We start from the raw sequence: 20,619 nt of genomic DNA on the forward strand, positions 1-20,619 counted from the left end.
CGATGCGAAGGAGCGAACGATGAACCAGCTCGTGCTGTCCGTGCCCGCCATCAGCTGTGGCCACTGCGTCAAGGCGATCGCCAAGTCGGTCGGCGAGGTGGCCGGTGTCGATTCGGTGGCCGTCGACTTCACGGCCAAGACCGTGGTGGTCACCGGCCCGGCCGACGCCGCCGCCGTTCGCGAGGCCATCGCCGAGGCCGGCTACGAGGCCGCCGAATGAGCGGCACCGAGTACGACACGCTGATCGTCGGAGGCGGCCAGGCCGGCCTGGCGCTGGGCTACCACCTGCGCCGTGCGGGCCTGCGGTTCGCCATCCTCGACGCGCATCGGCGGGTGGGGGACGCCTGGCGCCACCGGTGGGACTCGCTCACGTTGTTCACCCCGCGCCGGTACAACGCGCTGCCGGGCCTGCCGTTCCCGGGCGATCCGGACGGCCATCCGGGCAAGGACGAGGTCGCCGACTATCTGGAGGCGTACGCGGAGCGGTTCGCCCTCCCGACGCGTCTCGGCTGCCAGGTCACGGCCGTACGGCCGGAAGGGGAGCGATTCCTGGTAGAGACCTCGGCAGGGGCCTACTCCGCGGCGCGGGTCGTGGTCGCGGCGGGGGCGTTCCACACGCCGCGGACGCCCGCCTTCGCGACCGGCCTGGACCCGCACGTCGCCCAGCTGCACAGCAGCCGGTATCGCCGTCCCGAGCAGCTTCCCATGGGCGAGATCCTGGTCGTCGGCGCGGGCAACACGGGCGTGCAGATCGCCGAGGAACTGGCCGGCACCGGGCGGCGCGTCCGGCTGGCGGTCTCGTCGATGGGCCGGGTGCTGCCCCAGCGGGTGCTGGGCCGCGACGTGTTCTGGTGGTTCTCCCACCTGGGCTTCATGGACATCCGCGGCGACAGCGGGATCGGGCGCCGCGTCAGGAGCCGGGAACTGATCATCGGAACCGACGTGAAGCGGTTGCTGCGGCGGGTGGAGCGGGTGGACCGCGCCGTGGACGCCGAGGGACGCGACGTCGTCCTCGCGGACGGCCGTCGCGTGCGCCCCGACGGCGTCGTGTGGGCGACCGGCTTCCGCCCGAGCTATCCCTGGCTGCACGTGCCGGTGCTGGACGAACAGGGGGCGCCGGTGCATCGCGAGGGCGTGACGGCCTGGCCGGGGCTGTACTTCCTCGGTCTGCCCTGGCAGCGCGCCCGTGGCTCGTCGGTGCTGGGATGGGTGGGCCGGGACGCTCACACCCTGGCTGGCCGGCTCATTACCGGCGCGATAAATCCCGGCAAAACGCTCATCGCCCCTTAATATTGGGCAGTCCCGGCGGAGCCGGGTGGCGACGAGGAGTGACATGCCGAACACGGCCGTGACGTTCGCGATTCTCGGGCCTACCGAGGTGCGGGGAGCCGACGGCTCCGCGGCGGCGCTGCCGCCGTCCGTGCGGGCCCTGCTGGCCCGGCTGGCGCTGTCGTGCGGGCGCGTGGTGCCGGTGGACGGCCTGACGGACGCCCTGTGGGGCGACGAGGGCGACGACCTGCCGGCCGACGCGGCGAACGCCCTGCAGATCCGGGTGTCCAAGCTGCGCCGCGCCCTCGCCGCCGCCGGGTTCGGCGCGGACGTCCTGGTCACGCAGGCCCCGGGATACCGGCTCGCGGTGCCCTCGGACGCCGTCGACGCGCACGTGTTCGAGCGGCTGCTCGTCCGCGCGCGGGAGGAGACGGCCGCTGGGAACGCCGCCGCCGCCCTGAGCCGTCTGGACGAGGCGCTGGGGCTGTGGCGGGGGCCCGCCCTGGCCGACGCCGGCCGGACGACCTGGGCCACGACGGAAAGCGCCCGGCTGGAGGAGCTGCGGCTGGGGGCGGTCGAGGACCGGTTCGAGCTCCTGCTGGAGTCCGGCGGGCACAACGAGGCCGTCGCCGACATCGAACGGCTGGTCGCGCGGCATCCGCTGCGTGAGCGGCTGCACCGCCTGCTGATGCTCGCGCTCTATCGGGGCGGGCGGCAGGCGGAGGCGCTGGCCGCCTATCAGGCGCTGCGCCGCGGCCTCGCCGACGAACTCGGCATCGATCCGTCCCCGGAGCTTCAGGCGCTGGCCGAGGCCATCCTCCGCCAGCAGATCCCGTCGCCGCCGCGCGAGCAGCCGCAGGCACAGGCGCGGGCACAGGCGCGGCACAATGACCGGCTGCCACGCCGGCTCACCTCGGTGATCGGTCGCCGGGACGACGTGGCGACGGCGCTGGAGCGGCTCGCCGAGTCGCAGGTGGTTACGCTGACCGGACCGGGCGGGATGGGCAAGACGACGCTCGCGTTCGAGATCGCGCGCAGGGTGAACGAGACGTTGAACGAGACGTTGAACGAGACGTTGAACGAGACGGTGAACGAGGCGCCCGACGAGTCGCCGGCCGACCGCGTGCTGCTGGTCCGCCTGGCCGCGCTGGAACCCGGGACGGACGTCGCCGACGCGTTCGCCGCGGAGCTGGGCGTGCTGCCCGATCAGGGCGTCACGTCGGCCGACGCGGTGGAGGAACACCTGCGGGACGGCCGGCCGCTGCTCGTGGTCGACAACTGCGAGCACGTCGTGGACGAGGCGGCGGCCCTCGTGGAGCGGCTGGCCGCGGCCTGTCCCGGGCTGCGGGTGCTGGCCACCAGCAGGGAGGCGCTCGCGATCCCCGGCGAGATCCAGGTCGCGGTCGGTCCACTGGGCGTCACGGACAACGACGGGCCCGCCGTGCGGCTCTTCGTGGAGCGGGCCCGTGCCGTACGGCCCTCGTTCACGCTCGACGACGAGACCGCTCGCGTCGTGGCGTCCATCTGCCGCCGGCTCGACGGCATGCCGCTCGCCATCGAGCTGGCCGCCGCCCGGGTGAAGGCGCTGTCTCCGGCCGACATCGAGGCCCGGCTGGCGGACCGGTTCTCGCTGCTGACGGCGGGCCCGCGTACCGGCGAGGCGCGTCACCGCACGCTGCGGGCGACCCTCGACTGGAGCCACGACCTGCTGCCGGAGGCCGAGCGGCGGCTGTTGCGCCGCCTCGCCGTGTTCCGCGGCGGGTGGACGCCGTCCGCCGCCGAGGAGGTGTGCGCCTTCGACGGCGTCGGCCGCGGCGAGGTGCTCGACCTGCTGTTCCGGCTGGTCGACCGGTCCCTCGTGGTGCCGGAACCGGCCACGGGACGGTTCCGGCTGCTCGTGACCGTACGCGACTACGCGTGGGCCCGCCTGGAGGAGGCCGGCGAGGCGGGGAACTGCCGCGACCGCCACCTCGCCTACTGTGTCCGGCTCGCGGAAGAGCACGGGTCACGCGTCCGTGACCTCGCCGTCTACACGAAGCTCTACGACGAGCACGACAACTTCCGTGCGGCGGTCGACCACGCCGTCGACAGCGGCGACCTCGACAGCGGTTTCCGGCTGGGCTGCGCGCTCGTGATGTTCTGGAACTACGGGGTGCGCTACGAGGGCACCCGGGCGCTGACCGCGCTGCTGGAGACCGGCGGCGGTTCCCCCACCGCACGGGCCCGTGCGCTGCAGGGCATCGGGCTCCTGCACGTCTACTACCCGACCCCGCAGTCGGTCGCCGCCACCGAGAAGAGCCTCGCGATCTTCGAGGAAGCCGGCGACGTACGCAACGCCGCGATCTCCCGGCTCGTGATGTCCTGGGCCGGCCAGTACGGCGGGGACGCCGAACACTACCGCGCCATGATCGAGCGGAGCAGGCGCGAACTGGGCGACTCCGACGACGGCTGGTGGCTGGGCATGACGGAGTATCTGGAGGCGCTGCTGGCCCTGCGCCTCGGCGACTTCGACGACGCGGTCGTGCGGTGGCGGCGCGCACTCGACCTGGCCAGGGCCGCAGGCGACCGCATCATCGGCAGCGCGATCCTCGCGCATCTCGGCATCGCCCTGCGCGAGTCCGGGCGGCACGAGGATGCCCTGGCCGTGCTGCGGGAGGCCGTGGACGAGGTGCGCGGCCGCAACTCCCTGCACGGGCTGGCCTTCGCGCTCGTGCACACCGCCCATACCCGGCTCGACCTGGACGAGAGCGACGACGTGACGGCGCTGCTCGCCGAGGCGCGGGAGGTCGCACGCCGGGCGCGCAACCCCCGCTGCCAGGCGTGGGCCGCGTGGGGCCGGGCCCGCACGGCTCGCGCGCGCGGGGACGCCGCGCTCGCCGTCCGCGAGTGCCGGGACGCGCTGGCGCTGCTGAAGGAGGGCGAGTTTCCCTGGGCCAGGGCCCGCCTGTGGTCGTTCCTGGCCGGCTGCGCCGCGGCGGCGGGCCTGCCGGACGAGGCCGGGCGAGCCCGCGAGACGGCGGCCGCGCTCACGGAGTGAGCCGCCGGTGGCCGGGCGGACGATGCTCGCACCGGTCGCCCGCGAACCCCGCCGACGCCAGCGCCGCCCGCAGGTCCACGGCCGACACGTCGCCGCGCACACGCAGCAGGCCACGGGCGGCGTCGACCTCGAACGAGGTGACGCCGGATACGTCGCGTACGTGCCTGCTCAGGAGGCGGACGCACCTGCGGCACAGCAGTGCGGGCACGCACACAGTCTGGTCTGCCATGCCGTCCAGCGTGCCGCCCCTGCCTGGCGGTCCGCTGTCCGCCCGCTGTCCGGCACCGCCCGAGGGCCGGCAAGACCGCGACCAGCCCGCCGACAGTCGTGGCCGTGATGCTCGCCCCATGACCATCACCCAGACACCCGCCGAGGCACTTCCGCATACCGACGTCGCCGCGCTGGCCCGAGACGTCGTGAAGATCTACGGCCGCGGCGACACCGCCGTCCGGGCCCTCGACGGCGCGACCCTGTCGATTCCCGCCGGGCGTTTCACCGCCGTCATGGGGCCGTCGGGGTCCGGCAAGTCCACCCTGATGCACGTCCTCGCCGGTCTCGACACGGTGGACGAGGGGCAGGTGCTCATCGGCGACACCGACCTCGGCCGGCTGAACGAGCGGCAGCGCACGCTGCTGCGCCGCGAGCACGTGGGCTTCGTCTTCCAGAGCTTCAACCTGGTCCCCACGCTGACCGCCGCCGAGAACATCGTGCTGCCGCTGACCCTCGCGGGACGGCGGGCCGACCAGACGTGGATCGATGAGATCGTCGCGATGCTCGGGCTGGCCGACCGGCTGCGGCACCGTCCCGCCGAGCTGTCCGGCGGGCAGCAGCAGCGGGTCGCCGTGGCCCGGGCGCTGGCCGCCCGCCCGCGGATCGTCTTCGCCGACGAGCCGACCGGCAATCTCGACTCCCGGGCGGGGGAGGCCCTGCTCGGCTTCCTCCGCCACGCGGCCCACGAGCTGGGCCAGACCATCGTCATGGTCACCCACGACGCGAACGCCGCGACGTACGCCGACCAGGTGGTCCATTTCGCCGACGGCCGCGTGGCCGGCCTCACCCGCAACCTCACGAGCGACGAGGAGAAGTGACCGCGATGTGGCACCTGATCGTCCGCAACACCGTCGCACGGCGGGGCAGGCTGGCGCTGACCCTGCTCGCCGTCCTGCTCGGCGTCACCTTCGTCACCGGCAGCCTGGTGCTCACCGACACCTCACAGCGGCTGCTCGACGAGCAGTTCCGTACGGCCACCGCCGGGGTCGACCTGACGGTCCGCGACGCCGCCGCGTTCGACTCGGCGATGGGCGTGGAGGTCGAGCGCGACCCGCTGCCCGCGGAGGTCGTCGACCGCGTCCGCGCGGTGCCGGGCGTGGCCGCCGCCACCCCCGTCGTCCGGGGACAGGGACTGATCGGCGTCGGCGGGAAGACCATCGTCCCGTCGGGCCCGTCGCTGCTGCTGTCGTGGGAGCCCGCCCCGGTCGGCGCGTTCACCCTGCGCGCCGGGCGCGCGCCGGCGGCCGAGGGCGAGGTCGTGGTCGACGCGGCGACCGCCCGCCGGCACCGCATCGGCCTCGGCGCCGAGGTGACCGTACGCGCCGAGCGGACGGAACGGCTCCGCGTGGTGGGGCTGGCCGGGTTCGGGCCGGGCGAGGGGCTGCCCGAGACCACGGTCGCCCTGGTCGCCCTGCCCGCGGCGCAGCGTCTGCTCGCACTCGACGGGAACGCCTCGGAGGTCGCCGTCGTCGCCGCGGACGGCACGGACGTCCAGCGGCTGCGGTCCGCGGTGGCGGCCGCGATCGGCGCCGGATACGAGGTCTCCTCCAGCCGGGACGTCGCCGCGTCCAGCGCGGCGGCGGCCAAGACGCAGATCTCCTACCTGCAGGTGATGCTGTTCGCCCTGGCGGCGGCGGCCCTGCTCGTCGGCGCCTTCCTCATCGCCAACACCTTCTCGATCGTCGTCACCCAGCGCACGCGCGAGCTGGCCGTCCTGCGCGCGGCCGGAGCGACCGGCGCCCAGGTCATGCGCTCGGTGCTCGGCGAGGCCCTGCTGGTGGGGCTGGCCGCCTCCGCGGCGGGCGCGGGTCTCGGCGTCGCCTGTGCGGCGGGGCTGCGCGACCTCGCCGGAGCCTTCGGCATGACGCTGCCCGACGGCGGGCTCGTCGTGACGCCCCGGACGCTGGTCGTCGCGTTCGCGGTCGGCGTCGGCGTCACGGTCCTGTCGGCGTTCGGGCCGGCCCGGCGCGCCGCCTCGGTGGCGCCGGTGGAGGCCATGCGGCGCTCGTCGGCCGACGAGGTCTCCGGGCGGGCCGGCTGGACGCGTACCGTCATCGGAGCGGTTCTGACCGCGCTCGGGGTGGCCGGCCTGGCGATCGTCCTGGCCGGGCCGGGGTCGGTCGTGGTGCTCGGCGAGGCGGCGGTCTGCACCGTCGTGGGGTTTGCCCTGCTCGGGCCGGCGGTCACCCCGGCCCTGATCCGGCTGCTCGGGCGGCCGATCGGCGCGGCGGGCGTCCCCGGACGGCTGGCGCGCGAGTCCGCCGCACGGGCGCCCCGGCGTACCTCCGCGACCGCCCTCGCTCTGGCCTTCGGCCTGGCGCTCATCAGCTTCATGACCGTGCTGGGCACTTCGATCAAGGACTCGACCGCTCGGTCGTACGCCGAGGTGATCACCGCTGACTACGTGGTGGAAAGCGCGCGCAACGAGATGCTGGGCGGGCTTCCCGCGCACGCCTATCACCACGTCAGCGAGCTGCCGCAGGTCGCCGTGGCCTCGCGGTTGCGCTACGGCCACTGGAAGGACGGGCAGTCCACCGAGGCGCTCACCGCGGTCGACCCGGTCACGCTGCCCCGCGTCACCTCGCTCCACATGGTGGCCGGACGCCTGGACGCCGTCGCGGACGGCGGGGTCGTCCTGGCCGCGAACGTCGCCAAAGAGCGGCACCTCAAAATCGGCGACACCCTGGCGATGACGTTCTCCCGCACCGGGACCCGGCGCCTCCCGGTGGTCGGCCTACTGCGCGACCGGGACGCTCAGGCGCTGTCGACCGGCTACGTCATCTCGCTGGACACCTTCGAGCGCAACTACCGGGAGCATGTCGACGCGAGCGTCTTCGTCAAGGTCGCCGACGGAGTGAGCGGCGCGGACGCCGAGAAGGCCATCGAACGGGTCCTCGCCGACGCCCCGACCGCGCAGGTGCGCGACCAGGCCGCGGCCGTCGCGGGGCGGAACGCGACGATCGACCAGGTCCTGGGGCTGGTGACCGCGCTGCTGATGCTCACCGTCCTGATCGCGTTGATGGGCATCACCAACACGCTCGCCCTGTCCATCATCGAGCGGACCCGTGAGCTCGGACTGCTGCGGGCGGTCGGCATGACCGGCGCCCAGATGCGCTGGATGATCCGCGGTGAGGCGGTCCTCGTCGCGGCCCTGGCGATCGTCGCCGGCGTGGTCCTGGGCGTGGCCTTCGCCGCGGGCACGGTCACGGCACTCGGCCGCACCACCGAGGCCACGCTCACGCTGCCGGCCGGTCCGCTCCTCGCCGTAGTCGCCGTGGCCGCCGTGGCCGGCCTGCTGGCCGGGCTGCTGCCGGCCCGCCGTGCGGCCCGGCTCGACGTGCTGTCCGCCATCGCCACGTCCTGACTTTCCGGCGGGAAGACTTTCCGGCGGGACAAGGGAGGAGAAGCGACGGGTATGAGCCGGATGCGCCGCTTGTCCCTCAAGCAAGCGGACACGTCCGGAGGCGAATGACAGGCAGGTGTGGATCGGATGGGCGACAACAGGAGCTCCCGCGTCGTGGTGGTGTCCGCGCGGCGTCTGGCCGTCGTCGCCGCGACCCTCATCGGGCTGGCGGGCGTCGTGGTGGTGCCGCAGACGCTCGCGGCGCCGGTCCCCGCGGCCGGCCACGGCCCGCATGGACAAGGTCAGGGGCAGGGCGGCCAGGGGAGCAAGGGCAAGGAGAAGAAGGAGAAGAAGGGCAAGAAGGGCAAGAAGGGGAAGAGGCACGGCCACGGCGGCGCCCGCCTCAACGCCCGTCTCGCCGATTTCGGTGACGGCCCGGGTGGTGGGCCCGGTGGTGGGCCCGGTGGTGGGCCCGGTGGTGGTCATGGCGGTGGTCATGGCGGTGGTCATGGCGGTGGTTTCGGTGGTGGTTTCGGTGACGACGACGGCGGTGGCACACAGCGCACGACCGGCGTCAACACCGCCAACGCGCCCACGATCAGCAGCCCGCCCTATCAGCTGGCCACCGGCAAACGCAACGTGAACGCCCCCGCGGGCAACAGCGCCGTCGACTTCGCCGGCACCCAGCAGGTGTCGAGCGTCAGCGTCTTCACCGACTCCCTCAGCGGCAACTGCCAGAACGGGATCGACAACTGCTCGATCAACCAGACCCTGCGGGCCGAAGAGAGCAGGAGCGGCATCGGGCGGTAGAGCCCGGCGACACTGAAACGGGCGTCCTCCCCACCGGGGAGGACGCCCGTCCCGGTTTCAGTGACCGACCGGGATCAGAGCTCGCCGCTCTCGATCGCCTGCTTGAGGGCCGCCTGCAGCTGCTGGTGCGCGGCGGTGCCGTTCGCGGCGACGAAGTCGATCAGCGAGGTGTCCGCCTCGAAGGTGAGGTTCTCCGTGACCCTGGTCTTCCCGCCGGACAGCGGCGTGAAGTCGATCTTCTGGTGCGTGACCACGTTGGGCTGCGACCAGCTGTCGGTCTCGTAATAGAACCCGTCCGGGTGCAGACGCTGCTGCGCGTGCGTCTTGCTGACCACGATCGTGCCCTCGTACGGGATCTCCTCGATGGCGGTGAGGTTGCGGTAGAGCACCGGGGCCTGGAGCCACTGCTTGTGGGTGACGACCCGCTTCAGGAACGGGTTCTTGCCCATGTGGTTGTTGAAGTCCGAGTACTTGTAGAAGGTCGACGGCATCGGCGCGTCGATGTCGACGGAGATGCTGTTCGTGACCCGGCTGCGTCCCGAGTCAGGCGCGGGCGGGGTGTTGTCGGTGAAGTGGTAGGTGTCGAACACGGCCTGCCACTCGGCGGCGATGTCGGCGTCGCTCTCGGTCGTGCCAGGGGTCGTGCCAGGAGACGTGTCGGCGTTAGCGGGAGCGGACAGGGTGGCGAGGACGAAGGCGGCGGCGAACATCTGGGCCGCGACCACTCGCAGGATCTTTCTCACGTGTACCTCGAAAAGAGGAGAAATGGTACGAGTGATCTTCTATCGCAAGTACAACGTGGTGCAGAAGGGTCCGTACCGAAAAGGTCACGTGCGAAGGGGAGTCTGAACGACATGCGGGTGAAGGGTTTCGACCATCTGGTGCTGACCGTGGAGGACGTCGAGCGGTCGCTGGCGTTCTACTGCGGCGTCCTCGGCCTGGAGCCGGTACGCGTTGAGGAGTGGCGGGCCGGCAAGGCGCCGTTCCCCTCGGTGCGGGTGTCGCCGGACACGATCATCGATGTGCTGCGCGGCTCCCGCGGAGAGCCGAACGTCGACCATTTCTGCCTGGTCGTCGATCCGCTGGACTGGCAGGAGGTCATCGACTCCGGCGTCCTCACCGTGATCGACGGACCCGGTCCCCGGTTCGGGGCACGTGGCGTCGCCACGTCGGTCTACGTGAAGGACCCCGACGGCAACGTCGTCGAGCTGCGCTGGTATCCCCAGGACCAGGAGAAGCAGGGACTCACGTGATGTCCCACAGCAGGCGGTAGTAGGCGATGCGCTCGGGGTCGGGGGCGACGCCGTACGCGTCGTACACGATGCCGTCGTACCCCGGGCCGTAGTTCCACTCCGTGCTCCAGGCGGCGACCGCGAGGTCGGCCCACCGGTCGGCGACACCGAGCGAGCCGAGGTCGACGTGCCCGGCGACCGTCCCGTCGTCGTGCAGCAGCGTGTTGGGAGCGCAGGCGTCGCCGTGACAGACGACGAGGCGGTCGGCGGCGGGCGGCTCGCCGAGGCGCCGCCGGGCCTCGCCGCGGCCGCGGAGCCGCCGCTCGACGCCCCAGTCGTACGGGCACTCCCGCACGGGCAGGCTGTCGTGGAGCAGGCGAAGCCCCCGGCCGACGGCCGCCGCGGCGGTGGCGGGATCGGCGATCCAGCGCGGGTCCACGGCAGAGCGGCCGGGGAGCGCCGCCGTGACGAGCCAGGCGCCGTCCGCGTCCGAGCCCCACTCCAGGACCCGGGGAACGGCGGCCCACCGCCCGGCCCATCGCAGGCGCTCCGCCTCGCCGGGCAGGTCGATTTCCGGGGTGCCGGCGGCGATCCACTTGACGTACCTCGTGCCGCCGCCCGCGTCCTCCAGCCGGAACGTCAGGCCGCCGAGCAGGTTGTGCCACACCGGAGTGACGGCGTCGCCCCCGGCGATTTCGGCGACGGCACCGGGCACGGCCACCGGCCCGGTCGGAATCGAGGCGAGTGCGGGACGGCTCATGACCACCATTTTCCCGGCGGGTGGGCACGAACAGCGGGACGGATGGAAGAAAGGCGGGGGCGGTGGTGGGAGCGATGGCCGGGGGAGACACGCGGGCCGACCTGGTTCTGGAGGGCGGCGGGGTCAAGGGCGTGGCCCTGGTCGGCGCGCTGCACGAGCTGCACGCGGCCGGATACCGGTTCGGGCGGCCCGCCGGCACCCGTGTCGCCGGGACCTCCGCCGGGGCGGTGGTGGGAGCGCTGGCCGCGGCCGGTATGCCGCCGGAGCGCATGCGCGAGCTCCTGTGCGCCGTCGACTACCGCAAGTTCAGGGACGCGTCCGCCGTGGAGCGTGTCCCGCTCGTCGGCGGGGGCTTCTCGCTGCTGTCCCTGCTGTTCGAACGGGGCGTGTTCGAGGGCGACTACCTGCGCGAATGGCTGGGAAACGAGCTGGCCGACCTGGGCGTCGAGACGTTCGACGACCTGGCGCTCGACGACCCGGCGCCCTGGATGGGCGAGGACGAGCGTTACAGCCTGGTGGTGACGGTCACGGACGTCACCCTGGGCCGGCTGGTGCGCCTGCCGTGGGACTACCGGGCCGTTTACGGCGTGCCGGACCCGGGCAGGCAGCGGGTGGCCGACGCGGTCCGTGCATCGATGTCGATCCCCTTCTTCTTCGAGCCCGTCACGATCACCAATTCGGCGACCGGCCTGGTGTCGACCCTTGTGGACGGCGGCGTGCTGTCCAATTTCCCCATCGACACGCTCGACCGCCCCGACGGGCAGCAGCCGCGCTGGCCCACGTTCGGGGTAAAGCTGCTTCCCGCGTTCCGGGAGGACACGCTCAGGCTGCCGTTCGTCGGGGCTCCCCACCTGCCCGCCCTGCGGCTGCTGGCGTCCCTGGTCGGGACCGCGATCGTCGGCCACGACCAGACGTATCTGAGCCGCCCGTGGGTGAGCGCCAGGACCATCCAGGTCGACACCGAGGGTGTGGGAGTGGTCGACTTCGACCTCGACGAGCGGCAGAAGCTGCACCTCTACCGCAATGGCCGGACGGCCGCGGCGGCCTTCCTGTCCTCATGGGACTGGGACGACTACCGCGCCCGCTACCGTCCCCCCGCGAAAATCGGTGGCAGGGTCGAGACGGCCGGGAGTCTACTTGTCCAATGATCATTGTCTCCGCCGCCTCCGGCGCGCTCGGCCGCCTCGTCATCGAGCACTTACGCACCCGTACGGAGGTGGTGGCCGCGGTGCGCGACCCCGGCCGCGCGCCCGAAGGAGTGCCGGCACGCCGCGGTGACTACGACGACCCGGCCAGTCTGCGCGAGGCGTTCGAGGGGGCCGCCCGTCTCCTTCTGATCTCCTCTCCGGAGCTCGACACCGCCCGTAGAATCGGGCAGCACCTGAACGCGGTGACCGCCGCCAAGGAGGCCGGCGTCGGCGCGGTCGTCTTCACCAGCTTCCTGGGGGCCGGCACCGCCGGCACCGGGATCACGGAGGCCTACCACGCCACGGAGCAGGCCGTGCTCCGCAGCGGCCTGCCGTACACGTTCCTGCGTCATCCCTTCTACAGCGACGCGTTCGTCCCCCGGGCCGGCGACGGTGAGATCACCAGCAGCACCGGCGGTCGCGGCCTGAACACGGCGTTCCGATCGGATCTCGCCGAGGCGGCGGCCAACGTGCTGACCGGTGAGGGACATCTGGGCCGGGCGTACGACTTCACCGGGCCCCTGTGGAGCTATCCCGAGGTGGCCGAGGCGCTCGGCGTGCCCTATCGCGAGGTGCCCGACGCCGGGCCGGGCCCGATGAGCTGGATCAACGCCCAGATACGCGCGGGAAAGCTGGAACAGCGGACCGACGATCTGGAACGAGTGCTCGGCAGGCCCGCCGAGACGGTTGTCTCACGTGCTCTGAGGTCTTCGCCCCGGTGAGTGCCGACCGCCGTCCCCCGAGGCCGGAAAGGATCTCGCGGTTCAGGAGACCTCTGAGGGCGTCCGCGGCAGGCGCAGGCCGCACCGAACACATCGGGCCGCCCGGGTATGGATCACCGCGTTCGGGATGCTTCTCTTTCCCGTCGCCTTTCCGGGACCGGCTTTTCTGCCGCCCGTGGTCCTGCTCGCCGGCCTCTCCGTGACGGCCGTGGGGTCAGGGCTTGACCGCGATGCCGCCGTACGCCCAGGCGTGACCCCCGCCGGGGATGTGTTCCTGGCGCTCGTCCGGACGCCACTGCACCACCTCGACGATGCCCGGGTCGACCAGCTGCCAGCCCTCGAAGAACTTCGCCACCTCGGCGTGGCTGCGCGACACCATGGGCGCGGTGCTCTTGTCGTACGGCTTGCTCAATTCCTCGCTGCGTACCTGGGGGGCGAAGTCGAGCGTGATGTGCGACAGCAGCAGGCGGCTGCCCGAGGGCACGGCGGCCTTGAACCGCTCGACCAGGTCGTACGGGTTCTCCTGGTCGGTGATGAAGTGCATGACCCCCGCCAGGATGACGGCCACCGGGCGGTCGAAGTCGATAACGGCCTGCACTTCGGGGTGGGACAGGATGGTGTCCGGCTCGCGGAGGTCGGCCTCGATCACGGTGGTCACCCCCGTGCCGGTCAGCAGCGCGCGGCCGTGCACCAGGACGATGGGGTCGTTGTCCACGTACGCCACCCGGGCCTCGGGGTTGGCCTGCTGCGCGATTTCGTGGGTGTTGCCCTGGGTGGGGATTCCGGTGCCGAGGTCGAGGAACTGCGTCATCCCCGCCTCGGTGGCGAGATGGCGCACGGCCCGGCGGAGAAAGGCGCGGTGGGCGCGGACGCCCTCGCGTGTGCCCGGCGAGAGCTTGAGGAGCTGCTCGGCCGCCTCGCGGTCGGCCGCGTAGTTGTCCTTGCCGCCGAGCAGGTAGTCGTAGATTCGCGCGGGGTGCGGGACCTTGGTGTTGATCCGCTTCAGAACCTGCTCGGGGGGCTCGGGACCCGTCACGTCGGGCATCTAGTGCTCCTGTTCTCATCGCCGGGTAAGCGCGATCAAACCCGGTACTCCCGCCGCAAAACGGGAGTACCGGTTCGATGATCAGACTACGGGCGCAGAGTCGCTCGGCACGGGAAATTCGCCCGAGTGAACTAGCCCTGATATCAGGGTTTGGTGAGGTCGAATCGGTTGACGGTGACGGCGCCGCCCAGGGATTGGGTGGCGTAGTTGAAGATGGCGAAGCGGTAGCCCATGAAGAACTGCCAGGCGTTGCCCATCGTGAAGGCCGGCCCGAGGGCGGTGAAGTTCACCCCGTCGGTGCTGTAGGAGAAGCGGGCCTGCCGTCCGGTGCCTGGCCGGATGTCGGCGTTGACCCGCAGCCAGATCCGCCCGCCGGACACGGCCGCGCCGGCGGCCTCGGTGCCGGTGGAGGTGGTCTGCCAGCTGCCGTTCATGGCCAGGCCGTTGGTCATGACCACCCGGGTCTGCCCGTTGTCGCGTCTGACGCCGATCCAGGCCGAGGAGTCGCGCAGCATCGCCAGACCGGCCCGGTCACCGTCGCGCATCGCCGAGTAGTCCAGCTGGATCGTGGCGGTCGAGGACGGGCCGAGGATGCGGTGGCTGAGGGTGTTGCGGGCCGAGTACAGGTCGTTGGTCACGGTGGCGGTCTGCAGCCGCAGCCCGTTGCCGACGCTGTATTTGGTGGTGTCGGGGTTGTGGTTCCACTCCCACTCGGGACCCAGCTGGGAGCCGGTGAAGGTGTCGGTGCCGGTCGGCGGCTTCACCTGCCGCGGCGGGCGCGGCACGTTCGGATAGGGGTAGGAGCCGCCCCAGGCGCCGTTCACGGTCTGCACGGTCGGCCAGCCGTCGGAGGTCCAGGTGACCGGCGCGAGCACGGGGATGCGGCCTCCGGGGTAGGCGTCCTGGAAGGCCATGTAGTACCAGGCGCCGTTTTGGGTCTGGACCAGCCCGCCCTGGTGCGGCACGCCGCCGCCGGAGACCGGGCCGCCCATGTTGAGCAGCACCTGGCGCATCTCATACGGGCCGAAGGGTCCGTTGGTGGACTTCAGCACGTACTGCCCGTTGGCCGGGCGGGTCAGGAAGATGTAGTAAGCACCGTTGCGCTTGTACATCCGCGACCCTTCCAGGGTGCCGACGCTGGAGGGGGTGGAGAACACCTGCTGGCTGCGGACCTCGCTTTTGCCGTCGGCTGACAGCTGGGCGACGCTGATCTGGGTGTTGCCGTAGGCGACGTACATGGTGTCGTTGTCGTCGACGAGCAGCCCGGCGTCGTAGTAGCACTTGTTGATCGTGGTGTGCCGGTTCCAGGGGCCTTCGACGCTGGTGGCGGTGTAGATGTAGGTCTTGCTGAAGTCGATGCAGCCGCCCCAGTAGAAGGTCTTGTTGCTCTTGCGGTAGTTCAGGAACGACGCCCAGATGCCGTTGACGTAGGCGCGTCCGCCGTTGAGGTCGTACTTGGAGCCGAAGTCGAGTTTGGGCACCGAGTGGCCGGCGTACTCCCAGTTGACCAGGTCGTAGGAACGCAGGATCGGCGCGCCGGGCGAGTAGTGCATCGTGGAGGCCGAGTAGTAATAGGTGTCGTCCACCCGGAAGATGTCGATATCGGCCAGGTCCTCCCACAACACCGGGTTGGAGTACGTCGACGACGGCGGCCACGGCCCACCCGGCGACGGACTCGGTGACGGACTCGGTGACGGACTCGGCGAGGGAGAGACCGAGGGACTGGCACTGGGGCTGGCACTGGGGCTGGCACTGGGGCTGGCACTCGGGCTGGCACTCGGGCTGGCACTGGGGCTGGTGCTCGGGCTCGCCGAGGGGCTGGTGACGGTGCCGCTGCAGGTCGTGCCGTTCAGCGCGAAGCTGGTCGGCACCGGATTGGACGAGGTCCAGGCGCCGTTGAAGCCGAACGACGTGCTGCCCCCGGTCGGGATGGCGCCGTTGTAGGAGGCGTTGGTCACGGTGACCTGAGCGCCGGACTGGGTGTAGCTGCCGTTCCACAGCTGGCTGATCGTTTGCCCTGCTGGGAACGACCAGGTCAGGCGCCAGCCGTCGACCGGGTCGCCCAGATTGACCACGTCCACGTTGGCGCCGAAGCCGTCCTGCCATTGGTTGGTCACCGTGTAGGTGACCCGGCAGCCCGCGGCGGCCCGGGCGGAGCCGGCGGTCGCGACTCCGAGGACGCTCAGCGCCGCGGCCATCCCGGCCGCGAGCCAGCGTCGATGTCGAGTGAAGCGCACGAGAATCTCCAGAGGGTGAAGAACTGCCGGGATCTGTCAGGAGAGGGTGCAGGCGTTTCCGTTGAGCGTGAACGCGGTGGGCTTGGCGGCGTTGCCGGTGTGGGTGGCCTGGAAGCCGATCTCCGTGGAGGCTCCGGGGGCCAGCGAGCCGTTGTAACTCACGTTCTTCGCCGTGACCTGGCCACTCGTGGGCGAGTAGGTGGCGTTCCATCCGCCGGTGATGGCCTGTCCGCCGGGCAGGGTGAAGGTCAGCGACCAGCCGTTGACGGCGGAGGAGCCGGTGTTGGTGACCGTGATGTTCTCGGTCAGCCCGTTGTTCCAGGCGTTGACGGTGGCGCTGACCCGGCAGGCGCCCGATCCGCCGCCGGGCGACGGCGAACTGCTCGGCGAGCTACTCGGCGAGCTACTCGGAGAACTGCTCGGTGAGCTGCTCGGGGAGGGTGAGGGAGACGTCGTCACGCCGCTGCCGTCAAGGCCGAGGAAGGAGATGGCGTAGGCGATCTGGCCGTTCATCGGCAGCTGGTGGCCGACGCCGGAGATGCTGATGCCCTCGACGGTGGCCTGGGTTCCCGTGTTGCCGTACCGGGTCCGGGTCCACGACGACTGCGGGTGGTCGGTGAACGCGGGGGTCTGGCTCAGCCCGTGCAGGTTGGTCCACTGCTTGATCTCCTCGCCGTAGTTCGGGTAGGCGAGGGTGGTGTCGGTGGTGCCGTGCCACAGCTGCATGCGGGGATAGCGGCCGGTGTAGCCGGGATACATCGCCCGCACCTGGTCGCCCCACTGCTGGGCGGTCTTGATGAGCTGCCCGCCGGAGCACTGGCTGTTCCACAGCGAGCCGTTGGTGGTGGCGAAGCACCCGGCCGGTACGCCGGAGAACGCCGACCCGGCCGCGAACACGTCGGGGTATTCGGCGGCCAGGACGTTGGTCATCATCGCGCCGGAGGAGAAGCCGCTGACCACGATCCGGCCCGGATCGACGTTGTAGCGCTGACGGGCGTAGGCGACCATCGACATGATGCCGGTGGAGTCGCTGCCGCCGTCGCGCCGCAGCGCGGCCGGGGTGGAGACGTCGAAGCACTTCTCGCTGCGGGTGGCCTCGGGGACCACGATGATGTAGCCGTACCGGTCGGCGGCGGTGACGTAGTCGTGCCCGTTGCCGTTGAAGATCGCGCTGGCGGATCCACTGCAGTAGTGCACCAGCACCAGCAGCGCCGGTCGCGCCGCGACCCTGTCGGGCACGTAGATGTACATGTTCAGGTTGGTCGGGTTGTTGCCGAAGCCGGTGACCCGGGTCAGTGACGCGGCCGCGGCGGGCCGGGCCGCCAGGAGCGTGCCGGCGATCACCAGGGGCAGGGTGACGGCCGCCAGTATGGCTTTGAGGTTTCGTTTCACGGGATGTCCTTCACTGCATGGGGTGCGGCCTGTGGATCGGCCGGGTGTCAGGCCGCGGTGCAGGTGAGCGCCGGCACGCCGTTGGCGCCGTTCCAGCTGCCGAGGAAACCGAACTCGGCGGCGGCACCGGCGCCGAGGGCGCCGTTGTAGCTCACGTTGCGGGCGGTGACCTGCGAACCGCTGCTGCTGATCGTGGCGTTCCAGGACTGGGCGACCGTCTGACCGTCACCGAACCGCCAGGTGACGGTCCAGGAGGAGATGGCCGAGGCGCCCGCGGTGACAGTCACCGAGGCCTGGAAACCGCCCTGCCACTGCCCGGTCACGGAGTAGGTGGCCGAGCACGACTTCCCACCCGGCGACGACGGACTCGACGACGGGCTGGCACTCGGACTCGCACTCGGACTCGCACTCGGACTCGGGCTCGGGCTGGGGCTCGGCGACGGGCCGCCGCCCTGGCCGAGGCTGCCGGGGACCGACTGCAGCGCGGCGTACCAGGCGGCGGCCATCTTGTCGTAGCCGGTCGCGGTGGGGTGGATGCCGTCGATCAGATCGCCGGTGGTCAGCTTGCTGTGCATGTCGACCAGGTGGACGTGCCTGCCGCTGTTGGCCTTGGACTGCACGATCCCGGGGATCTGCGCGTTGAAGTTGCGGGCCGCCGCCTCCTGACCGGAGTTCGACAGCGGAATGATCGTCGCGACGAACACCTCGGCGTTGGGCGCCGCGGCGGTGATGTGGTCGATCAGGGTGGACAGCCGCTGCGGCGCCCCCGAGACGTTGTAGTTCTGCAGCACGTCGTTGGTGCCGATGTGCAGCAACACCGTGCGCGGGGTGTAGGTCTGCACCCAGCGGGTGATGTTGGCGTCGATCTGGTCGATCCGCCACCCGGGGTGGCCCTCGTGGTCGTGGTCGCCCAGATTGGACGGCCCGTTGTACTGCGATCCGACGAAATCGACCGTGTAACGCCCGGCCGCCAGGCGCTGCCACAGGCCGATGCGATAACCGCCCGGCACCTGGGTGCCCTCGGTGATCGAGTCGCCGAGCGGCATGACCCGCACCCCGCCGTTGGACTCCGCGCTCGCGGCACCCGCCCCCAGCACGGCGCCCGACGCCATCACAGCCGCGGCCAGGACAATCGCGGCGAAGCGGTGTGTCCGTCTACGCATGCTCAGGATCTTCATCAGTGCTCCCGGAGGTGCGTTCTACGAGGAGAGGTGTTAACGCTCACAATGTGCTTTCCACCGCTGTCGCCGAGTTGTGGAGCGGTGGAATCTCGCACCTGTGGAAGGAAGGCGGTGAAGTCGGCCAGAGGCTGTTAACGCTAACATCGTGTCTGTCAAGCCCGCCCTTCCCTGTGGCGTGCCGGTATTGGTGGTGGTGCGGCGGAGCAAATACGACGTCGCGAGTTCCCGTCAAGGACCGCGCCGGGGCCTGCCCGGCCCGCCCGCTCGCCCGACGCATCCCAACTGCTGCGACGGGATGCGGACGCTCGGTCCGTGGAGCCGCGGCGATGAAACATTCACGACAACGGCGGCTTATGAAGCCGGCCACCGGGACGTCCGGAAACTTCCAGATTCGCCCGCTCTGCCGGTGCAGCATGCGAGCGTGATCGGGAAGATGGCGATGGAAACTTACGGGGAACGCCCTTGACACGTTTCGTGATGATTTCCAGACTGACTCCCCGAGCGGCTTCCTCCTGCCGGAGTCGGTGGTGTGCGGCAGGGGCCGCAGTCCCGTCGCGACGACGGATCGCGCGGTGTTTCCGCGGGCGTCTGCTCGCGTTTCCTCGTTTGATTTCGCAGTGGAGGCTCAGGCATGGGCGAAAATCCCTCATCCGCCGGCTCAGTCCCGGTCAACTCGGTGGCAGGGCGGCGACGGCTCGGCGGCGCCCGCCGGATGCTGGTCGCCGGCGCTGTCGGCGTGCTCGGCGCGGCCGCCGCGCTGGCGGCGACCACCTCGGCGGATGCCGCGGCCGGCACGCTGGGCGCGGCCGCCGCCCAAAGCGGCCGCTACTTCGGCACCGCGATCGCGGCCGGTCACCTGAACGACTCGACCTACGTCGCCACCTGGGACCGGGAGTTCAACGGCGTCACCGCCGAGAACGAGATGAAGTGGGGCCCGATCGAGCCCTCCCGCGGCTCGTTCAACTGGGGTCCCGCCGACCAGATCGTCAACCACGCGGTGAGCAAGGGCATGAAGGTCCGCGGTCACACGCTGCTGTGGCACGCCCAGCTGCCCAACTGGATCACCAGCAGCATGTCGGCCAGCGACCTGCGCTCGGCGATGACCAACCACATCACCCAGGTCATGAACCACTACAAGGGCAAGGTCTTCGCCTGGGACGTGGTCAACGAGGCCTTCGCCGACGGCGGCGCCGTCGGCAGCCTGCGCAGCTCGATCTTCACCCAGAAGCTCGGCAACGGGTTCATCGAGGAGGCCTTCCGCGCCGCGCGGGCGGCCGACCCGAACGTCAAGCTGTGCTACAACGACTACAACATCGACGACGCCAACGCGAACAAGACCCGCGGCGTCTACAACATGGTCAAGGACTTCAAGGCCCGGGGCGTCCCGATCGACTGCGTGGGCCTGCAGTCGCACTTCGGCAACCCGCCGTCGAACTACCAGCAGAACATCGCCCAGTTCGCCGCGCTCGGCGTCGACGTCCAGATCACCGAGCTCGACGTCGGCGGCTCCGGCTCGACCCAGGCCGACGCCTACCGCCGCGTCGTCCAGGCCTGCACGGCCGTGCCCCGCTGTACCGGCATCACCGTGTGGGGCATCACCGACAAATACTCCTGGCGCAGCGGCGACACCCCGCTGCTGTTCGACGGCAACTACAACAAGAAGCAGGCCTACACCTCCGTCCTCAACGCACTCAACGCGGCGACCCCGAACACCAGCCCGTCTCCGAACACCAGCCCGTCTCCGAACACCAGCCCGAACACCAGCCCCTCCCCGCGTACCAGCCCGTCCTCGACGCCCTCGCCGGTGACGGGAGCGTGCTCGGCGACGATCGAGACGACCAACAGCTGGCCGGGCGGGTTCCAGTCGACGGTGACCGTCCGGGCGGGCGGCTCCGCGGTCAACGGCTGGACCGTGAAGTGGACCTGGCCGAGCGGACAGACGATCAGCAGCGTCTGGAACGGCGAGCAGAGCGGGTCCGGCTCCTCCGTGACCGTCCGCAACGCTCCCTACAACGGCTCCATCGCGGCCGGCTCGTCCACCACCTTCGGCTTCACGGCCAACGGCAGCGCGGCCACCCCCACCGCCACCTGCACGAGTCCCTGATCCCTGGGCCCCTGACCGCTCCTTCGTGGT

At 71.1% G+C, this 20,619-nt stretch carries 17 protein-coding genes; 10 read left to right on the plus strand and 7 right to left on the minus strand.

Annotated elements, in window-relative coordinates:
• The first annotated feature begins 19 nt into the window (after positions 1 to 19).
• Genes ACQPZZ_RS04925 through ACQPZZ_RS04935 form a run of 3 tightly spaced genes read left to right on the plus strand, consistent with a single transcriptional unit; the run spans position 20 to position 4,306 of the window.
• Entirely contained in the window at positions 20 to 220 is a 201-nt protein-coding gene (locus tag ACQPZZ_RS04925; RefSeq protein WP_432929369.1) for a heavy-metal-associated domain-containing protein, read from the plus strand.
• Positions 217 to 1,290: a flavin-containing monooxygenase gene (locus ACQPZZ_RS04930; RefSeq protein WP_432929371.1), complete on the plus strand. Its 1,074-nt coding sequence runs from the start codon at positions 217 to 219 to the stop codon at positions 1,288 to 1,290. Before ACQPZZ_RS04925 ends, ACQPZZ_RS04930 begins: the two co-directional genes overlap by 4 nt.
• Positions 1,291 to 1,333: 43 nt before the next feature.
• A complete protein-coding gene (locus ACQPZZ_RS04935) occupies positions 1,334 to 4,306 on the plus strand; it encodes an AfsR/SARP family transcriptional regulator (RefSeq protein ID WP_432929373.1) in 2,973 nt (990 codons plus the stop codon).
• On the opposite strand, the gene ACQPZZ_RS04940 is transcribed toward ACQPZZ_RS04935, so the two are convergent.
• Positions 4,296 to 4,535 carry a heavy-metal-associated domain-containing protein gene (locus ACQPZZ_RS04940; protein WP_432929375.1) on the minus strand — a complete coding sequence of 80 codons (240 nt, stop codon included), beginning with the start codon at positions 4,533 to 4,535 and terminating at the stop codon, positions 4,296 to 4,298. The genes ACQPZZ_RS04935 and ACQPZZ_RS04940 overlap by 11 nt on opposite strands.
• Positions 4,536 to 4,653: 118 nt before the next feature.
• Between ACQPZZ_RS04940 and ACQPZZ_RS04945 the strand changes: the two genes are divergently transcribed.
• The 3 genes from ACQPZZ_RS04945 to ACQPZZ_RS04955 all read left to right on the plus strand — a co-directional run bounded on the left by ACQPZZ_RS04945 (position 4,654) and on the right by ACQPZZ_RS04955 (position 8,729).
• Positions 4,654 to 5,394 carry an ABC transporter ATP-binding protein gene (locus ACQPZZ_RS04945; RefSeq protein ID WP_432929377.1) on the plus strand — a complete coding sequence of 247 codons (741 nt, stop codon included), beginning with the start codon at positions 4,654 to 4,656 and terminating at the stop codon, positions 5,392 to 5,394.
• A 5-nt stretch (positions 5,395 to 5,399) separates the two neighbouring features.
• Entirely contained in the window at positions 5,400 to 7,940 is a 2,541-nt protein-coding gene (locus tag ACQPZZ_RS04950; RefSeq protein ID WP_432934284.1) for an FtsX-like permease family protein, read from the plus strand.
• 126 nt (positions 7,941 to 8,066) lie between these two features.
• On the plus strand, positions 8,067 to 8,729 hold the full coding sequence (locus ACQPZZ_RS04955; protein ID WP_432929379.1) for a hypothetical protein: 663 nt from the start codon (positions 8,067 to 8,069) through the stop codon (positions 8,727 to 8,729).
• A 74-nt stretch (positions 8,730 to 8,803) separates the two neighbouring features.
• Here the strand turns inward: ACQPZZ_RS04955 and ACQPZZ_RS04960 are convergent, their stop codons facing one another.
• Positions 8,804 to 9,472: a hypothetical protein gene (locus ACQPZZ_RS04960; RefSeq protein WP_432929381.1), complete on the minus strand. Its 669-nt coding sequence runs from the start codon at positions 9,470 to 9,472 to the stop codon at positions 8,804 to 8,806.
• 111 nt (positions 9,473 to 9,583) lie between these two features.
• Here ACQPZZ_RS04960 and ACQPZZ_RS04965 point away from each other — a divergent pair, with 111 nt between their 5' ends.
• Positions 9,584 to 9,982: a VOC family protein gene (locus ACQPZZ_RS04965; RefSeq protein ID WP_432929383.1), complete on the plus strand. Its 399-nt coding sequence runs from the start codon at positions 9,584 to 9,586 to the stop codon at positions 9,980 to 9,982.
• Here ACQPZZ_RS04965 and ACQPZZ_RS04970 read toward each other — a convergent pair.
• Positions 9,975 to 10,721, minus strand: coding sequence for an aminoglycoside 3'-phosphotransferase (locus ACQPZZ_RS04970; protein ID WP_432929385.1), 747 nt, complete (start codon positions 10,719 to 10,721; stop codon positions 9,975 to 9,977). The genes ACQPZZ_RS04965 and ACQPZZ_RS04970 overlap by 8 nt on opposite strands.
• Positions 10,722 to 10,795: 74 nt before the next feature.
• Between ACQPZZ_RS04970 and ACQPZZ_RS04975 the strand changes: the two genes are divergently transcribed.
• Together ACQPZZ_RS04975 and ACQPZZ_RS04980 are read left to right on the plus strand one after the other, a co-directional pair.
• Positions 10,796 to 11,869, plus strand: a complete 1,074-nt coding sequence (locus tag ACQPZZ_RS04975) for a patatin-like phospholipase family protein (RefSeq protein ID WP_432929387.1) — start codon at positions 10,796 to 10,798, stop codon at positions 11,867 to 11,869.
• Positions 11,866 to 12,630 (plus strand): NAD(P)H-binding protein, encoded by a 765-nt coding sequence (locus tag ACQPZZ_RS04980; RefSeq protein WP_432929389.1) that lies wholly within the window; start codon positions 11,866 to 11,868, stop codon positions 12,628 to 12,630. The genes ACQPZZ_RS04975 and ACQPZZ_RS04980 overlap by 4 nt, the downstream gene beginning before the upstream one ends.
• A 214-nt stretch (positions 12,631 to 12,844) precedes the next feature.
• Here ACQPZZ_RS04980 and ACQPZZ_RS04985 read toward each other — a convergent pair whose 3' ends face one another.
• The 4 genes from ACQPZZ_RS04985 to ACQPZZ_RS05000 form a co-directional block, all read right to left on the minus strand.
• A complete protein-coding gene (locus ACQPZZ_RS04985) occupies positions 12,845 to 13,675 on the minus strand; it encodes an SAM-dependent methyltransferase (protein ID WP_432929391.1) in 831 nt (276 codons plus the stop codon).
• A gap of 143 nt (positions 13,676 to 13,818) precedes the next feature.
• The gene (locus ACQPZZ_RS04990; RefSeq protein ID WP_432929393.1) at positions 13,819 to 15,912 is read right to left on the minus strand and encodes a family 43 glycosylhydrolase; all 2,094 of its coding nucleotides are present in this window, start codon (positions 15,910 to 15,912) and stop codon (positions 13,819 to 13,821) included.
• A 36-nt stretch (positions 15,913 to 15,948) separates the two neighbouring features.
• Positions 15,949 to 17,304: an extracellular catalytic domain type 1 short-chain-length polyhydroxyalkanoate depolymerase gene (locus ACQPZZ_RS04995; RefSeq protein ID WP_432929395.1), complete on the minus strand. Its 1,356-nt coding sequence runs from the start codon at positions 17,302 to 17,304 to the stop codon at positions 15,949 to 15,951.
• Positions 17,305 to 17,351: 47 nt separating this feature from the next.
• Positions 17,352 to 18,467, minus strand: coding sequence for a cellulose binding domain-containing protein (locus ACQPZZ_RS05000; RefSeq protein ID WP_432929397.1), 1,116 nt, complete (start codon positions 18,465 to 18,467; stop codon positions 17,352 to 17,354).
• Positions 18,468 to 19,161: 694 nt separating this feature from the next.
• On the opposite strand from ACQPZZ_RS05000, the gene ACQPZZ_RS05005 reads away from it, so the two are divergent.
• The gene (locus tag ACQPZZ_RS05005) at positions 19,162 to 20,589 is read left to right on the plus strand and encodes an endo-1,4-beta-xylanase (protein ID WP_432929399.1); all 1,428 of its coding nucleotides are present in this window, start codon (positions 19,162 to 19,164) and stop codon (positions 20,587 to 20,589) included.
• The last annotated feature ends 30 nt before the right edge of the window (positions 20,590 to 20,619 follow it).

It is taken from the genome of Microbispora sp. CA-135349 (genome assembly GCF_050947365.1).
Lineage (GTDB): Bacteria > Actinomycetota > Actinomycetes > Streptosporangiales > Streptosporangiaceae > Microbispora.

Coding starts and splice junctions, on each gene's coding strand:
- ACQPZZ_RS04970 (WP_432929385.1), bottom strand. CDS start 10,721: ATGAGCCGTCCCGCACTCGCCTCGATTCCGACCGGGCCGGTGGCCGTG.
- ACQPZZ_RS04950 (WP_432934284.1), top strand. CDS start 5,400: ATGTGGCACCTGATCGTCCGCAACACCGTCGCACGGCGGGGCAGGCTG.
- ACQPZZ_RS04935 (WP_432929373.1), top strand. CDS start 1,334: ATGCCGAACACGGCCGTGACGTTCGCGATTCTCGGGCCTACCGAGGTG.
- ACQPZZ_RS04940 (WP_432929375.1), bottom strand. CDS start 4,535: ATGGCAGACCAGACTGTGTGCGTGCCCGCACTGCTGTGCCGCAGGTGC.
- ACQPZZ_RS04985 (WP_432929391.1), bottom strand. CDS start 13,675: ATGCCCGACGTGACGGGTCCCGAGCCCCCCGAGCAGGTTCTGAAGCGG.
- ACQPZZ_RS04930 (WP_432929371.1), top strand. CDS start 217: ATGAGCGGCACCGAGTACGACACGCTGATCGTCGGAGGCGGCCAGGCC.
- ACQPZZ_RS04925 (WP_432929369.1), top strand. CDS start 20: ATGAACCAGCTCGTGCTGTCCGTGCCCGCCATCAGCTGTGGCCACTGC.
- ACQPZZ_RS04965 (WP_432929383.1), top strand. CDS start 9,584: ATGCGGGTGAAGGGTTTCGACCATCTGGTGCTGACCGTGGAGGACGTC.
- ACQPZZ_RS04975 (WP_432929387.1), top strand. CDS start 10,796: ATGGCCGGGGGAGACACGCGGGCCGACCTGGTTCTGGAGGGCGGCGGG.
- ACQPZZ_RS04980 (WP_432929389.1), top strand. CDS start 11,866: ATGATCATTGTCTCCGCCGCCTCCGGCGCGCTCGGCCGCCTCGTCATC.
- ACQPZZ_RS04955 (WP_432929379.1), top strand. CDS start 8,067: ATGGGCGACAACAGGAGCTCCCGCGTCGTGGTGGTGTCCGCGCGGCGT.
- ACQPZZ_RS05000 (WP_432929397.1), bottom strand. CDS start 18,467: ATGCGTAGACGGACACACCGCTTCGCCGCGATTGTCCTGGCCGCGGCT.
- ACQPZZ_RS04945 (WP_432929377.1), top strand. CDS start 4,654: ATGACCATCACCCAGACACCCGCCGAGGCACTTCCGCATACCGACGTC.